Below are 15,680 nucleotides of genomic sequence, written 5' to 3'. Positions count from 1 at the left end.
AGAATGCTCGATGGGGAAATGGATAGGAGAAGAAGAGATTGAAGATTTGGCAGTAGGGGCAGCGATTCTTGGTACAGGAGGAGGAGGAGATCCATATCTCGGGAAGCTAATGGTACAAAAGGCAATACGGAAAAACGGCCCAATTTTGTTATTGGATCCTTCTGAAGTTCCCGATGAAGAAACGGTCATCCCAACAGCAATGATGGGTGCGCCTACGATCATGGTCGAGAAAATACCAAACGGGGATGAAGCATTAAAGTCATTAAGGCTGCTGGAAGAGTTTACTGGTAGAAAGGCATTTGCCACGATGCCAATTGAATGTGGAGGCTTAAATTCAACGATTCCATTTGTTGTAGCATCAGAAGCGGGTATTCCGATTGTGGATGGTGACGGGATGGGAAGAGCTTTTCCAGAGCTTCAAATGGAAACATTTCATATTTATGGTGTCAAAGGAACACCAATGGGGCTCCACAATGAACGGGGCGATCGAGTCATGCTTGATACGCTAGACAATGAAATGTTAGAACATATTTCGCGGGGAATCGCGGTCCGAATGGGCGGAGTTGCGCATATTGCCGATTATATTATGAGCGGTGAGGAAGTGAAAAGAACGGCCATTCCAAACACGCTTTCTTTATGTATGGAGATTGGCAAGGCTGTCAGAACAGCCCAGCGGCAGAAAATCGACCCGATTAAAGCAATTAAGGCAGTTACGAAATCATCGATTTACGGGGAAGCAATTGTTTTATTTAAAGGAAAAATTGTAGATGTCGAGAGACGTTCTACTGATGGATTTGTTAGAGGGAAAACCGAAATCGAAGGCTTCGACGAATTTGAAGGAAAGCTGCTTCAAGTTGATTTTCAAAATGAGAACCTGATCGCGGAAATTGATTCAGTGCCTGTTGCCATGGTGCCCGATCTAATTAGTTTTCTTGATATGGAGACAGGATCACCGATTACGACGGAAGGACTGAAATACGGTTTCCGAGTTGTTTGTATTGGAATTCCTACACCTGAAATTATGAGGAGTGAACCTGCTCTCAAAGTGTGGGGTCCTCGGTATTTTGGTTACGATTACGACTACAAACGATTAGAGGAAATTCATAAAGGAAAGGTGAATGCGCAATGATTTATAAAATTGGGATTGATGTAGGAGGTACGAACACCGACGCTGTAATTTTGGATCAAGAAAATCGAGTCATCGCTTCGACCAAATCGCCTACAACAGCAGACGTGGAATCAGGTATTTATAATGCGCTCGATGAAGTATTGAACAACTCTTTAATCGAGTTTAACAAGATTAAATATGTAATGTTAGGAACGACACATGCAACGAACGCCATTATTGAGCAAAAGCGATTAGCGAAAATAGCGGTCGTCAGAATATGCTTGCCTGCCGGGAAATCGATAGAACCGATGTTTACGTGGACGGATTCTTTAAAGGAAGCGGTTGGGAATCAATATTATTTTATCCATGGCGGCAGTGAATTTGACGGAAGGCCCTTAAACAAGTCGGGCCTCATTAAAGAAGAATGTAAAAATGTACTTGAACAAATAAAAAAATCAGGGGCAGAAGCATTGGCGGTCACATCCATTTTCTCTCCTGTAGTCGATCGATATGAAAGGGAATTTGTTGAAATGGCCAAAGCAATACTGGGACAGGACTTTCCTATTACTCTATCATCTGAAATCGGTAGTCTCGGTTTATTAGAAAGGGAAAATTCTGCTGCGCTTAACGCTTGCCTCGTTAAAGTGGCAGAAATGGTATCCACTGGACTTGAAAACGCGCTTGCCCGTTATCATATTAACGCCAATATTTATTTTGCCCAAAACGATGGGACCCTTATGTCGATTGACTATGCAAAGAAATATCCGATCTTAACGATTGGTTCTGGTCCGACAAATAGTATACGTGGTGCTGCCCATCTAAGCCAGTTGAAGGACTGCATCGTCTGCGATATTGGTGGGACAACTACCGATGTAGGCATCTTAATTAAAGGATTTCCGAGAGAATCGGCAGTAGCTGTTGATATTGGCGGGGTACGCACAAACTTCCGAATGCCAGATATTATCTCGATCGGTATCGGCGGGGGCAGCATCGTTCGCAATAAGAACGGGGTCATTTCCGTCGGACCTGATAGTGTCGGCTATAATATTACAAAAGAAAGCTTGGCATTTGGAGGAACGACATTAACCGCAACTGATTGTTTAATTGCTTCAGGGATGGTTAAGATTGATCACCCAGAATGTGATCCATCGCGAGTGAGCAGTCTTGATCCAGCTGTTTGGAATGGAGCAATCGAGGTGATTCAAGAAAAGGTGTCTGAGGCCATCGATAAAATGAAAACAACTAAACAAGATGTTCCTGTTGTCCTTGTAGGCGGTGGAGCCATTTTGATTCAAGGTGATATAAAAGGGGCGAGTGAGGTTATTCTTCCTGAAAACTCTGGCTGTGCTAATGCTTTAGGAGCTGCGATTGCCCAAGTAAGTGGTGAAATTGATAAAATGTTTTCATCAGAAGGAAAAGGTCGTGATGCTGTCATACAAGAAGCATCTCAACAAGTAAAACAAAAGGCGATCAACGCCGGTGCAGATCCTTCAACAGTAGAGTTGATCGATATCGAGGAAGTTCCGATGGCATACGTGCCATCAAATGTAGTAAGAATTAAAGCAAAAGCAGCCGGGCAACTTATTTTACAGGATGAAGAAATGTTGATTTAGCGAAGAAAGAGTACCTATTTAGAGGGGGATTGAGAAAAAGGCACAACTAGCCTATATAGCCTAGTTGTGCTTTTTGTGCGCAAACCTTCCGAATGTCCCCAATAAAAACCGACCACATGGTCTACGAATCTATATAATGCAACACTTTGCTGCTATTTATAATACTTTTCCACGGTCTCGGAACAACTTACTAGAATGGATAGTAACTATGTTTTTAAGCAGTTGATGGAATATAGTTTACATGGTAAGTTTAATATGTATTTAATTCGTTTATTAAACTTACAAAAATATGTAAAATTCCTTTTACATAAGAAAGAACAAAGGAGACAAGTGTCATGATAGGAGATCAAGGTAAAATCTAATGGCAAGGTTTCACAAAAAAAAATGATAAAGGTGTAGGCATCTTTTTTTATTTTTCTATACCCTGGTATGGGACAAACTTGGATCGGGGAAGGATAGGGGTAAGGAGGCGATTAATAAATGGCTACATTCGAAGTTCTGTCCTTGATGCTTAGTTTTGGCATGTTTGTAATCGCTGTTTTGAATTTTCATGATAAAGATAAGAATTCTTGAACACGCTGAAAATGCGTGTTGTTTTTTTGTCTCGTATACATCGGTAGGAGAGGTTATTTTAGAAAGAAGATGATCTAGTTCAATATTGGCGGCATCACTACGGTCTGAAAAGGAAGCAAAAGACGCTTCCCATCATTCCGTACGTTCGCGTTGGCACTAAATGGATCGGGAGGGTCTAACCGATATGGAAATTTTACGTTCCTAGGTTAGACCCATTTTCAAGGTGTTTCCGAATCTTGTTCAGTTGAATCAGTAGTAGCCGTCTCTTGTGCCAACGGAATAACATAAAAAATATTTAAAATATTTTAAGTAATTTATAATAAAAATGATTGACATAATATCCCTATATGTGTAAATTACACATATAGAAGAACTAAGGAGATAATCCCATGGCAAAAGATAGCGCCAATCAAACCATTCAACCATCAAAGAATTTTTGTTCTGCCTTTTATATTATTAATTCTTAGTAGAATGTCACTTCATGGATACGAGCTATTTCAAAAGCTTGAAACATTTGGGTTTCATACGATTGATCAAGGAAACTTATATCGGCTCCTTCGTCGGCTTGAAAAGGAAAACCTTGTTTCATCTGAATGGGATACTACGGGAAATGGTCCGGCAAAGCGACGTTACAAAATCACAGAGGTAGGCGTTACATACTTAAAGGGATATGCAAATCAATTAGAAATCTACCAATCAATGTTAGATCAATTCTTCACAATGTATTCTAATTTACTAGAGCTCTTTATCCCTTCATTTAAAAGGAAGGATCCAATAGAGAAAGGCACCAATGACCAGAGGAGGAATGAAAATGAGTACAACGACAAAAAAAAGTGAGCAAGTAAAGAAAGCTGCTGAAGTTAAGGAAGAAGGTTATCAAGTCATGCCATTTGTAGACACAATATGGAATCAATTCGCACTATCGTTAGATTGGGCAAAGGAACTACAAGAAAGTGGAGAAGAAGCTTATCTAAAGACTGTAAAAGAAACGATTAAGTTCAATAAAGACTTTAGAAATTCTTTTTTAAATCTTTATCAAGAATCTAAAAAGACCAACAGTGAAATCGTTGATAGTGTAAGCGCCCTTAATAAAAAAAATTATGTCTTACAGATTGATTTTCCAGAGCTTACAGACCAATTTCGAGATGTATCTGATCGTGTAGAGAATCTAGCGTTAACTCCAATTAAATTATCCTTCGATCTAATCGATCGATTTGATAATAACCTTGTGGAAAATAGTGAGAATTATGTACACTATGTAAGAGAGCGTCGAAACGACTTGCTAAAAGTTACAAGTGATTATGTGGAAATTGCAAAAAACAACCATAAAAACATCTTTTCCATGATCGAGAAAAGTGTAAAAGTACATGTAAATAATTAATAAGGATAAATCATTAAGATTCATCCTTAAAAATAGTAAAGAGACAATCATTCGGGCGATTGTCTCTTTTTTAAATTCAAAATCTATTACTTGGATTATAGTTTAAAAATTTTAACGATATTAAGAAGCCGAAATCTATAATTTTAATGGATGCCCCTCAAATGCTTTAACCTCTAATGGTGCAGTCAAAAAGTTCTTTGCATTTGCTACGAACTTGGTAAAGTGCTCGCTTGAGTTATGATTGGCAACAGCTTGCATATCCTGCCAAACTTCCACCATCGTAAATACATTTTCGTTTTCTGTATCTTTTTGAAGGCGATATGAAATATTTCCGTTTTCTTCTCTTGAGGCAGCAATTAACGGCTGAATTTCCTCTAGAAACAAATCCTGTTTCGCTGGATTTATATGGAATGTTGCATGAATAATAATCATCGAACGTCAATCCCTTCTTACTTTAAATTTCATTACTTCCATTGCGCGACTTGATCAATAGGCAGACGGACTGATGGATGTCCGTTATCTGCTGCTTTACCAATTGAGATTAACATAACCGGAACATAACGGTCTTTATCCAATCCAAATGCTTCTGCAATTTTGTCTTTTTCATATCCGCCGATTGGATTTGTATCGTATCCATAAGCGCGGGCAGCCAGCATTAACTGCATGGATACAAGTCCGCCATCCACTAAAACAACATCTTTCAAATCTTCACGTGAAATCGTTTCAAAATAGCCTGAAAAGGAAGCATGAATTCCTTCTTTTACTTCTAAAGGCATAAATCCCTTCTCTACAGCTGCTCCGTAGATTTCTTCAAATTTCTCAAAATTATTCATATCACCAAAAACAGCAATAACTGCTGATGATGTTACAACTTGAGTTTGGTTAAAACGTGCCAGTGGGGCAAGTGTTGCTTTTGCCTCAGGACTTTCAATCACAAGAAAGCGCCATGGCTGCATATTAACAGAAGAAGGAGCACGTGTTGCTAATGTAAGAATCTCTGACATTTCTTCATAGCTGATTTTTACGGATTTATCATAATTTTTAATGGAACGGCGTTCTGTCACAATTTTATTAAAATCATTCGTTATTTGTGCTGTAGTCATAGAAGTCATTGTTATATTCTCCTCTTTTCGTTTTAAGTATTGTCTATAATATTTGAGTTCTTTAAATACTTTTATTCATTTTAGACAAAAATATTATAAAGTGTCTAAAATGTTAACTGCGTATAACCTTACTCCACTTTCTTTTAGTTGTAAACTGAAAAGAATTGGAATATCAGAATTTGAATGAACACCATTGGATTATGATATAATTTCCTGATATAGGGAGTGGTAGTTTGAGAAAAATTGCACCTGATGAAAGACAGATGATGAGAAAAGCCTATGTAAAAAAGTTAATCCATGTCGTTCGGATTCAAGGATTCCTTTCCCTTACCATTCAAGATATCGCAAAAACGATGAATTTAAGCCGGGCTTCCTTGTATAACTACTTTTCTTCGAAGGAAGACATTATTTTGGAGCTGACTAATCTCTGTATTGATTATATAAATGAAGCGGGTCAAACCATTTCCAATGAAGAGTTATCTTATCCACTTCGTTTCCAAAAAGTGTTTGAACAAGCTGTTTTTTCAGCTGTTTATGCTTCAGATATATATTTGACTGATTTAAAAAGAAGCTGTAGGCATCTTTATGAAAAAAAGATGCAATCAAGAAAAGAACAACTATCTGCCATTCATACATTTTATCGAAATGGCATGAATGCAGAAGTTTTTAATCAATTGAATCCCTCCATCTTAATTATTCAGGATGAAACGGTAGTAGGGAAATTGGTGAATACAACCTTTTTAGTGGAAGAGGAATTGTCATTGAAACAGGCTCTATTCGATTATTATGTGGCGAAGAAAACCCAGGTCCTAAAGCCCGAGTACTTGCAAAACACGGAAAATGAAGATATTAATGCAATGGTGGAAAGCATCCTCAAAAAGCTGGCAGCCATCTAATGACTATATTAAAGACTCTTACGCGCTGGTAAGAGTCTTTAGTATTTTTTTGTTGCAACTTACTTTTATAAACGAGCTTTATATTTTCTGTTGAATTCTATTTAAAATGGTTGATAGTGTTTGATTTAAATTCTTTAATTCCTTCATGTCTAAGGACAGATTTTCTAGCAATTTTGAAGGAATACATTGAGCTTTATCTTTTAAGTCTTCACCTTTTTTGGTTAATGAAATGATGACCGTTCTTTCATCCTCTATTGATCTTCGGCGTTCAATAAGATTATTCCCTTCCATTCGCTTTAGCATAGGTGATAACGTTCCCGAATCTAAAAATAACTTTTGGCCAAGCTCTTTAACCGTCGCCGATTTTTCCTCCCAAAGTACCAATAATACTAAATATTGAGGATACGTTACATCCAATTCTTCTAATAAATTTCTGTATAATTTAGTGATTTCACGTTCGGTTGAATAAATCTTAAAACATATTTGGTTCTCAAGTTTTAATTGATTATTTTCCATTTTCTTGTCCTTTCATCTTTCATTAGTACCATTATAATACAATTAACAATTATTTAAACCACAATTTAATTTTACACAATTTAATTATTGACTTCAGAATACTTTATCGTTACTATAATTTTATAAAATAAATTGTGCGCAATTAAATTTTATAAAATTATATTTTGGGGTGATTTTTTATGGAATTATTATATACCGCAAGTGCAACAGCTGAAGGTGGCAGAGCAGGGAAAGTAACAAGCAGTGACGGAACATTAAATTTAGCTCTTTCAATGCCAAAATCTTTAGGCGGTCAAGGAAAAGAAAATGCAACGAATCCAGAGCAATTATTCGCTGCCGGCTATGCAGCCTGCTTCGATAGTGCGCTAAATTTGGTCGCACGACAAGCGAGAAAACGAATTGACTCTAAAGTTACGGCGGAAGTTTCACTTGGAAAAGATCAGAATGGAGGGTTTAAATTAGCTGCGGTCTTAAACGTGTCGATCAAAGGGGTATCATTAGCAGAGGCAGAGGAGTTAGTTCATAAAGCTCATGGTGTTTGTCCTTACTCTAAAGCAACGAATGGGAATATGGATGTCAAATTAATAACGAGTGTAATCTAAAATTTCTCCTTTAGAAACGTCCTGGAGAGGAATTTATTGATAAATAGAAAAGAGGCTAACCTGCATAAAAATCAGGAATAAGCCTCTTTCTATTTTACCATTTGCTTTCAGTGCCCTTAAAATTAATTCAAATTACGTACGACGCATATAAGCACGGACTGTAATAGGTGCAAAAATGGCCACGATTTCTAACTTTGTGGAAGGAATATATTCAGAAAGTTTTATCGTATCGGATTTCGATTGAAGTGAATTTGGAGACATTAAGAATTGAATTGGTAAAATTATCTATTTCCAAGGTGGAGCTTTAAACTCAACCTTTTTGCTTTTTGCTCCTGAAAACAGGTTAGGCTCCTGTCCAAGGTCGGTTAAAAGGATTAGGGACATTTGTATTTTTATATAAAGCTATCATACAAAGATTAAATGTCATGATCATTCCGCTTCTGCGTAAGCTTCTGTTGTTGTGTCTCTGCACTCCCAGCATTCCGCTCGATTCCTCTCCATAATAGATAATTCCTCTCCGCATGAAATGCAAATATCCATTAGAAATCCCCCTTTCCGTGTTTTATCATTGAATAAACCTCCAACTTCATTTAGTAAATAAGTTGTCACTTTGATCATAACACGAAATTTTCTGAAAAAAAGAACATACACATGTTAATTAAGTTACATAAATTGCAATCAGATCACAATGCCATCTCGAAATAATGTAAAATTCAGAAAAATACAACTTCAGACTTTTAGGCGATAACTCGAAGCGAGGGACATCAATAAAAGTGATAGGGCTAATACCATGTGAGTTCTTTTCTTTAGAATAGATAAGCATGTTTATTTGGGATTGGAAACTTCCATTCAGAACTTTAACTAAGCGTCGTATCCTTTAGTCATTGAACAGTTAAAAGAGGAAAAGATGATGCCTAGGCGTCAAAATCAGGCGAATCCGGTATCCTAACAATATAGTGGAACAAGATCATCGTTTCATTTAGAAACGTGTACATTCTATGTTGGGATTTAAGTCGTATGAAACAGCCACCTCTATATTGAATGCATTGAAGCGATGCATATGATGAAAAAAAGGCAATTTCATCAACAAGTGAAGTCTGTCCAAAATGAAGTTAAACTCATACATAAGTTGTTTGGAATCGCATTATAAACTGTCATTAAACAGGTCATTTAGGTTCACTGTCTTTATCAAATGATTTTTTCACAAGAACCATCTTTTTGACTATCTTCAATCTTAAAATTCACACCTAGTAAGCTCAAAAATAATTATATAACAGCTGTTGACTTTTAAAATCTGTTATAATACAATCAATCTAACAAATATATCCACTATATCAGGAGGTCATGAACATGTTAACTTTAGAATTCTACCGTAGCTTACCGGAAAAAGAATGTCGTGAATGTGGAGAAACCATTGAGGAACAACACGAATCTTATTTATATGAGTGTGAAAGATGCATCGGAAATCAGGAAGCCTAAGGTAACGAATATGATTAATCGTGCTAGATGATTACCCTGTTCCTTTTTCACAACTATAGGTCTGAAAACAGGGGTGGCTATCACGGTACACAGCGTAGGTGGGGCTCATACCAAGAACAGGGCATGAAAATAGACTGCTATGAATAATCCTTCAAAAAGTCATTGGTACAGAACGAAAGGAGAACAAGTAAAATGGGAATGTATGAACAAGCCTATAGCAGGTATATGGAGAAATGTGAGGAATTTGGAATTATGGCCATTGATTTTATTGAGTTTATTCGGAACTTAACGACAGAACAAATTCAAATGATAGTAAGTAACTAATCAGACTTGAACATAGTATCCTCTTATTAGTTTAGTCTATTTAACTAACGCCTACATTCCGTAGGTTCCTGTTCCATTTACGGCTGGCCGCTGTACCAAACGAGTCGAAAATCTTAAAGACCTTGGGCTTCTCTCCCAAACTTAGCCAACGGTAGCTCGTTGGATCGCATTATACGGACCCTATTAATCTCCTTCTTTGTTCTCTTTATTGTAATCGTTTGCTCATAAGGGCAGTCAAGGGTGCTACGCTAACGCTTCACAAACTTCAAGCCTATTGACAGCCCTTTTCGCAAAGATTCGTAGAGGTCAAACAAAAAAAGGAGTGATGGAGAATGGAAACAAGTTTTCATGGGTTGAAGGTAGCAATCTCAAGTACCGGATATTATGTAGATAAATATTTCCAGGAGGACGAAGTCACTACACAGTTTGTACGACTAACCGATGATTTCAGCAGCAAACAAGAAGCCAGCGAGTGGATCGAAGCCATGATGGAAGAAGTCGCAGAAAGGAAGGAGGGGTAAGCCCCTTCTTTTGTTTTTATCATCTTTTAAAAAGTTTACTGAAGAGCATGGACAATTCCCGGCTACGCCAGGAATTGTGTCGCTCGCTTCGCTTTGCTCCTAATGATTGAAAGCGTGCTGGCGGCTTATTAGGGGCATCGAACCCCTAAAAAGGCCGACTGCCTCCATGCTAAACGCAAGGAGACAGTACGCTCTTTTTATTCGTAGTCTTTCTATCGAAATCCTTTTGAATAAAAATCGCTTTTCTTTATTGAAAAGCTTGGCATCGAGCCTCGCCTTTCAACCGATGCTGCTACCTTTCGGCAGCTGTTCGCATCGGACGCTCGGGCCATGTTTTTTAATGGCAAAAGGGCATCGAGCCCTTTGCCATTAGGCGTCTTATACCTGCAGTCTGTTCGACTGCCACGCTAGGACGGTAGTGAGCCTTCTTTGTTCTCTCAATTATAATGTGTGGGCTTATGTCCGCGTGAAGGGCGGGCGCCAGGCAAACAAAATCGGCAAAACCAAAAGTAGGCTAAGGGGCAGTAAGGAAGCAAAAAACGCTCTCCAACTGCCCCTAAGTCATTGGGCTTCACTCGATTGTGAACGGCAACGGGTAAAAAGCAGGCCCGTTGCCTATGCCTGACTGGCAAGTTCGCTTCTTCGTAGGCGAACCCTTCACACGGTTTGCGCCCATCATTGCTTCCTCCTCAAACAAAGAATGGAAGTGCTACATATGGAAAAAGTTTACGAAATTCAACGTATTAAACAAGTGATTCAGGAGGTAGAAGGGGGAGAACACTACATCGTTCGCTCCCCTGAAGATGGCGCGAAGATTGCTGCTCAATTTATTGGAGATGACGATCGTGAATTGTTCTTTGTGATGTGCCAGAATACGAAAAATCGTGTGGTTGCTGTCCATCGTTGTCATGTCGGAAGTTTGAATGCAAGTATCGTTTCGCCAAGAGAGGTGTTCAAGTCTGCCATCCTGAATAATTGCGCATCCATCATTGTCAGCCACCAGCATCCCTCCCAAAATGTCACCCTCGAATGAAGATATTGAAGTCACAAGAAGATTGGTGGAAGCAGGTAAAATTCTAGGAATCGAGGAACTGGATCACCTGATTGTGAATGCTGATGCCGAATATTACAGCTTGAAAGAAAAAGGTAGAATGTAAGATTCGAGGGAGAGGGAGTTTCTCCCTCTTCTTTATTTTTCCTTTTTTTTGTGTGAGTTCGTCTTGCTTGTGGGCATCGAGCCCCCAACAAGACGGCTGCATCTATGCTGCGCATGGATGCAGCATACATAACAATAAAAAGTTTGTTTTAATGGTACTGTTCAAGAATCTCATTTCAATTAATTTTAAAGGAGACTTTAAAATCGAAAAATATTCCGGATCAATTTTCTAACACTCATGTAGATAAAATATTGTTGAATTATTAGTGAATTTTCAATTAAACCGACAAACATTTTACAAATGCTTATATATAATGGGGTTAAGGTGATGTTTTTTGTCCAAAAAGGTTTTCCTACATTTATTAATAGGGGAGATGTTAATAATGGATTTTTATGAAAAGTTACCTACTGATTTTTTAATTGCTTTTTATGATGAAATCATGAAAAACATTGAAAAAGGATTATTAACGAAAAATATGTATTTTGAATTAGGTTTACTGATTTCAGTTGCTAGTCAAAGGGGTATTACATTAGAGCAACCATGCGACTTTGAACAGATAGTCGATCAAAAGGATCTGGATGATTTTATTCTATTAACGCAAAATCCAACTAAGGATGTTTCCCAACCAACTTGTGGACTCTAACTATGTAACCATCAGAGAAAAATCAAAAAAAATTCCCATATTCATCATGTGGCAATACAGGAGTTTTAATCAAATATTTTTATATTGTTTATCTTTACTTATTTGATACATCGTGATGAGATCGTCTAATTTCTGACTGTATCGAAGGGTTTCATTGCTTTTTAAGCCGGTTGCTTTTGCAATTTGGATCAATTCTTCTCTTAATTTATTGATTCGGTCGTCTAATTTCTCGATCTCGCTACCCATCATCCATTCCCCTATTTTTCTTTAACTGTTTAATTTGATAAAATCGATTTTACACGCAATTATTATTATGCGAAAAATTTCACACAATTGGAATACATATGACAAAACAACCTAAAAAGTTACAAAAAATGAAGAACTAAGGACTAAAAAGAAGGAAACGAGAGCCCTTTTTAGTTGGTACTTGTCAGTTTCTAGCGGTTTCCACCTGCGAAAATACTGCCTGTAAGTCTATTTGCTGTTTAGCGATATATGTCATTCTATTTCGTGCTTTCAAGTGGTTATGCAATGCCCATAATCTTTTGCTGGAAAATAAACAAGCGCTGAACTCTGTTTTCAAAAGAGTCCAGAGCTCTTTTTATAATAGAATCTATACTGGTTTATTCTAAAATGAACCTCATATAACCCTTCAATCTGAAGTCCTTCCGTATAGTTCACAAAACCATCAAATTTAAAAAATTATCAATCCCTGTCTTTTTTGGTCTATCATTCTGGGATTCTTTGCCCTCTGGATACAAACCATTTTACAAGAGATAAAAGGCTTAATCAGGAAATCTGATTAAGCCTTTTAGACTTATTAAATGAGCAAAAGAATGAATGGATGAAGGCAAGTCTTTTAGTGTTGATTTGAGAGGGGAATAAAGATGGAAAGTTGAATATATATAGAATAATATCTCTTAAACCAAAATTTGGTTTAAAATAATATTCTAAAAAAGGGGTACAAATATGACTGTTATTCCAAGACTAGCATCGACAATTGTTTTATTGGATCATTCATCCAGGGTCTACTTGACCAAAAGACCAAAAACGATGAAATTTTTTGGCGGATTTTATGTTTTTCCAGGGGGAGCAGTAGAAAAGGGTGACTATGCGCTAGACAGTGAGTACATAAAAAATGGGATACGAAATGAGTCATTTGCTGCTGCTTATTATGTAGCTGCAGCAAGAGAATTATTTGAAGAAGTTGGTGTTTTACTGGGTAGTACAGACGACGGGTCTGACTTACAATTAAATAAAGGAACAGCAATAGAATACCGTCGTCTACTTTTAGATGGGGAAATTTCATTTTTACAATTGCTAAAACAGGAAGGACTTCATCTTAATCTTGATAATATAACCTTTTTCGGACATCTCGTCACACCGAAAGAGAAACCGATTCGTTTTGATACACGCTTTTTTATTGCTCAATTGCCAAACGGCCAATATCCAAATCCAGACGTAAATGAAGTAGATGAAGCAAGTTGGTTTTATCCACAGGATGCTCTAGCAGCGTATCAAAGTGGAAAGATATCCTTGGCTCCACCTACGATTATTGCTCTTAGGACGATTATGAATTCACAAAATGGCAACCCTTTAATGATGCCAGATTTGCAAACAGCTAAAAAATGGTTTGAATAATACTAGGATTTTATCGAATAAAAGGAATCGTGTAGTGATACCGAACCTTCTTTCATCAATTTAATGAGGTGGGCCTCTGTTGTTCTTTTCGCCACCTCAAATACACTTGGGTGAGGAAGTTTATCATAAATCATTTGTGTCAAATTGACTGCAGTTAATTGATTATGCTTTTTAAGCAGTGAAATAATTTGATTTTCTCGATATAATCTCCGATTTAAGACGAATTCAATATGGTCATATGGATTTAAAACCCATTTACCATGACCCGGTCCAATTTTACTCAATCTTAATTGTTTTAAGCGATTTAAAGTTTGAAAATAGTCTGTCATATCTCCATCTGGAGGACCAATCCATGATGTTCCTTCCGCAACGATATTATCTCCAGCGATGAGCACTTGTTTGGAAGGAATATAGAGGTTTAACTGACCAGCTGTATGACCTGGGGCATGCATAATCGTAATTTCTTCATCAGCTATTTTAATAATATCCTCGTCGTTTAAAAAGGAAAGATTGTCCCATGGTGAAATAGCAGCAAGTGTCGCTTGTTCTTCATGATGATGACAATAAACTATCGGGGACCAATCCAATAATTGGCGGACACCTGGTGCATGGTCTGGGTGTGAGTGCGTAAGAATAATAGAGTTCGGTGTTGCTAGACCATTTTCTTTTATTGCTCTTTCTAATTCTATTCTCGTGTCTTGTTGATCAAATCCGGCATCAACTAGTAAGCTTTCCTTCTCGTTTCCTATTAAATAGCAATTTGTGGTTGTATGCGGTAATAAAGTTGGTGTTGAAATAGGAACACGAATGATTTTTATCTTATTTGCCACTTACAGCATCCTTTCATCCATTATGATGGCCCTTAATTAAGTTTAACTAACATATTCATCATGAAAACATGAAATTCCTGCTCAATTTAGATAGTGAAAAATCTACTTATTTAGGTTAAGTAAAGGTCGTCGATTGCGATTTAGATGTGAAATGGGTGAATGGCTGAAAAAATATTAAGGTTTTATTGAATTAACGGGTGCTAGAGTTAAAGTAAATAGCTGTCATTGAGGCAGCTTTTCTTGTTTCACTAACGAAGCAGGTTAGTATGACAAGCAAAAGTGATACAATAATAAACTAGGTCTTGTTTTCAAGGAGGTAAAACATGGATTACATTTCACCGAAAGAAGCGGCGTTAAAGGTGAAACGGTGGCCTAAAGATACCATAGCGGCGGGTCGTCGTCATACCGTTGGTCTTAAATCTGACGGAACGGTGACGGCTGTGGGTGATAATAATTATGGCCAATGTAATGTAAGCGGTTGGCTCGATATTGTGGGGGTCGCGGCTGGTAATGTTCATATGGCGACGAACACGGGTAATGCTCATACCATCGGTCTTAAATTGGACGGTACTGTGGCGGCTATGGGTTGGAATAAGCATGACCAATGCGATGTAAACGACTGGCGCGATATTGTAGCGGTTGCGGCGGGTTGGTGTCGTACCATTGGGCTTAAATTGGATGGTTCGGTGGTAGCTGTGGGCCGAAATAATGAAGGTGAATGCAGTGTAAGCGGCTGGCATGATATTGTGGCGGTCGCGGCGGGTGACTGGCATACCATCGGTCTTAAATTGGACAGCACGGTGACGGCTGTGGGTAATAATAGGTATCAGCAATGCAATGTAAGTGACTGGTGCGATATTGTAGCGGTTGCGGCGGGTTATCTTCATTCTGTTGGGCTTAAATCGGATGGCACGGCGGTTGCTGTGGGTCAAAATAAGGTAGGCCAATGCGATGTTAGCAGCTGGCGCGGTATTGTGGCGATAGCGGTGGGTAGTAGTCATACCATCGGTCTTAAATCTGACGGTACTGTGGCGGCTGTGGGCTGGAATGAGTATGGTCAATGCAATGTAAGTGACTGGTGCGATATTGTAGCGGTTGCGGCGGGTTGCGCTCATACCATCGGCCTTAAATCGGACGGCACGGTGGTTGCTGTGGGTGATAATAAATATGGCCAATGCGATGTAAGCGGCTGGCGCGGCATCCAACTGCCCGGGAATTAGTTTTCGGTTAAAAAGGATACAAATCATGCAACTAGTAAATCAAAAAAAGGATTAAACATAAAAGGTAAAAATT

The 15,680-nt window shown here is 38.1% G+C and carries 18 protein-coding genes and 2 pseudogenes; 15 read left to right on the top strand and 5 right to left on the bottom strand.

Annotation, left to right across the window (positions count from 1 at the left end; all coding sequences use genetic code 11):
• Positions 1-10: 10 nt before the first annotated feature.
• The 5 genes from KW850_RS06190 to KW850_RS06175 all read left to right on the top strand — a co-directional run bounded on the left by KW850_RS06190 (position 11) and on the right by KW850_RS06175 (position 4,675).
• On the top strand, positions 11-1,129 hold the full coding sequence (locus tag KW850_RS06190; protein WP_218346702.1) for an S-methyl thiohydantoin desulfurase family protein: 1,119 nt from the start codon (positions 11-13) through the stop codon (positions 1,127-1,129).
• Positions 1,126-2,721, top strand: a complete 1,596-nt coding sequence (locus tag KW850_RS06185) for a hydantoinase/oxoprolinase family protein (RefSeq protein ID WP_256358120.1) — start codon at positions 1,126-1,128, stop codon at positions 2,719-2,721. Before KW850_RS06190 ends, KW850_RS06185 begins: the two co-directional genes overlap by 4 nt.
• Before the next feature lie 480 nt (positions 2,722-3,201).
• Positions 3,202-3,294 carry a putative holin-like toxin gene (locus KW850_RS33200; RefSeq protein WP_256358119.1) on the top strand — a complete coding sequence of 31 codons (93 nt, stop codon included), beginning with the start codon at positions 3,202-3,204 and terminating at the stop codon, positions 3,292-3,294.
• A gap of 471 nt (positions 3,295-3,765) precedes the next feature.
• Positions 3,766-4,131, top strand: coding sequence for a helix-turn-helix transcriptional regulator (locus KW850_RS06180; RefSeq protein ID WP_256358118.1), 366 nt, complete (start codon positions 3,766-3,768; stop codon positions 4,129-4,131).
• Complete coding sequence (locus KW850_RS06175) at positions 4,106-4,675, top strand: hypothetical protein (RefSeq protein WP_218346701.1); 570 nt, start codon at positions 4,106-4,108, stop codon at positions 4,673-4,675. The genes KW850_RS06180 and KW850_RS06175 overlap by 26 nt, the downstream gene beginning before the upstream one ends.
• A 135-nt stretch (positions 4,676-4,810) precedes the next feature.
• Here KW850_RS06175 and KW850_RS06170 read toward each other — a convergent pair whose 3' ends face one another.
• Together KW850_RS06170 and KW850_RS06165 are read right to left on the bottom strand one after the other, a co-directional pair.
• Positions 4,811-5,107 carry a putative quinol monooxygenase gene (locus KW850_RS06170; protein WP_218346700.1) on the bottom strand — a complete coding sequence of 99 codons (297 nt, stop codon included), beginning with the start codon at positions 5,105-5,107 and terminating at the stop codon, positions 4,811-4,813.
• 32 nt (positions 5,108-5,139) lie between these two features.
• Positions 5,140-5,778 carry a nitroreductase family protein gene (locus KW850_RS06165; RefSeq protein ID WP_218346854.1) on the bottom strand — a complete coding sequence of 213 codons (639 nt, stop codon included), beginning with the start codon at positions 5,776-5,778 and terminating at the stop codon, positions 5,140-5,142.
• A gap of 233 nt (positions 5,779-6,011) precedes the next feature.
• On the opposite strand from KW850_RS06165, the gene KW850_RS06160 reads away from it, so the two are divergent.
• Positions 6,012-6,674 carry a TetR/AcrR family transcriptional regulator gene (locus tag KW850_RS06160; RefSeq protein ID WP_218346699.1) on the top strand — a complete coding sequence of 221 codons (663 nt, stop codon included), beginning with the start codon at positions 6,012-6,014 and terminating at the stop codon, positions 6,672-6,674.
• A 78-nt stretch (positions 6,675-6,752) separates the two neighbouring features.
• Here the strand turns inward: KW850_RS06160 and KW850_RS06155 are convergent, their stop codons facing one another.
• Positions 6,753-7,190: a MarR family winged helix-turn-helix transcriptional regulator gene (locus tag KW850_RS06155; protein WP_218346698.1), complete on the bottom strand. Its 438-nt coding sequence runs from the start codon at positions 7,188-7,190 to the stop codon at positions 6,753-6,755.
• Between the two features lie 179 nt (positions 7,191-7,369).
• On the opposite strand from KW850_RS06155, the gene KW850_RS06150 reads away from it, so the two are divergent.
• The 7 genes and pseudogenes from KW850_RS06150 (at position 7,370) to KW850_RS06130 (ending at position 11,916) form a co-directional block, all read left to right on the top strand.
• The gene (locus KW850_RS06150) at positions 7,370-7,792 is read left to right on the top strand and encodes an organic hydroperoxide resistance protein (protein ID WP_218346697.1); all 423 of its coding nucleotides are present in this window, start codon (positions 7,370-7,372) and stop codon (positions 7,790-7,792) included.
• 868 nt (positions 7,793-8,660) lie between these two features.
• Positions 8,661-8,942 (top strand): annotated as a pseudogene (locus KW850_RS33195) (DDE-type integrase/transposase/recombinase); the annotation flags it as partial.
• Positions 8,943-9,142: 200 nt separating this feature from the next.
• Entirely contained in the window at positions 9,143-9,271 is a 129-nt protein-coding gene (yhfH, locus tag KW850_RS06145; RefSeq protein ID WP_218346696.1) for a protein YhfH, read from the top strand.
• A 192-nt stretch (positions 9,272-9,463) separates the two neighbouring features.
• Positions 9,464-9,595 (top strand): hypothetical protein, encoded by a 132-nt coding sequence (locus KW850_RS33190; protein ID WP_256358117.1) that lies wholly within the window; start codon positions 9,464-9,466, stop codon positions 9,593-9,595.
• A 332-nt stretch (positions 9,596-9,927) separates the two neighbouring features.
• Positions 9,928-10,116, top strand: a complete 189-nt coding sequence (locus KW850_RS06140) for a hypothetical protein (RefSeq protein WP_218346695.1) — start codon at positions 9,928-9,930, stop codon at positions 10,114-10,116.
• A gap of 715 nt (positions 10,117-10,831) precedes the next feature.
• Positions 10,832-11,273: pseudogene (locus KW850_RS06135) on the top strand (JAB domain-containing protein).
• Between the two features lie 382 nt (positions 11,274-11,655).
• On the top strand, positions 11,656-11,916 hold the full coding sequence (locus KW850_RS06130) for a hypothetical protein (RefSeq protein WP_218346694.1): 261 nt from the start codon (positions 11,656-11,658) through the stop codon (positions 11,914-11,916).
• Between the two features lie 69 nt (positions 11,917-11,985).
• Here the strand turns inward: KW850_RS06130 and KW850_RS06125 are convergent, their stop codons facing one another.
• Positions 11,986-12,162, bottom strand: coding sequence for an aspartyl-phosphate phosphatase Spo0E family protein (locus tag KW850_RS06125; RefSeq protein WP_256358116.1), 177 nt, complete (start codon positions 12,160-12,162; stop codon positions 11,986-11,988).
• A 723-nt stretch (positions 12,163-12,885) separates the two neighbouring features.
• On the opposite strand from KW850_RS06125, the gene KW850_RS06120 reads away from it, so the two are divergent.
• A complete protein-coding gene (locus KW850_RS06120) occupies positions 12,886-13,557 on the top strand; it encodes an NUDIX hydrolase (RefSeq protein ID WP_218346692.1) in 672 nt (223 codons plus the stop codon).
• Between the two features lie 2 nt (positions 13,558-13,559).
• Here KW850_RS06120 and KW850_RS34015 read toward each other — a convergent pair whose 3' ends face one another.
• Complete coding sequence (locus KW850_RS34015; RefSeq protein WP_218346691.1) at positions 13,560-14,387, bottom strand: MBL fold metallo-hydrolase; 828 nt, start codon at positions 14,385-14,387, stop codon at positions 13,560-13,562.
• 323 nt (positions 14,388-14,710) lie between these two features.
• Between KW850_RS34015 and KW850_RS06110 the strand changes: the two genes are divergently transcribed.
• The gene (locus tag KW850_RS06110; protein WP_218346690.1) at positions 14,711-15,607 is read left to right on the top strand and encodes an RCC1 domain-containing protein; all 897 of its coding nucleotides are present in this window, start codon (positions 14,711-14,713) and stop codon (positions 15,605-15,607) included.
• Positions 15,608-15,680: the final 73 nt, after the last annotated feature.

It is taken from the genome of Bacillus sp. sid0103 (genome assembly GCF_019219025.1).
The sequence above is the reverse complement of the archived record's forward strand: the minus strand, read 5'-3'. Positions and strand labels throughout refer to the sequence as shown.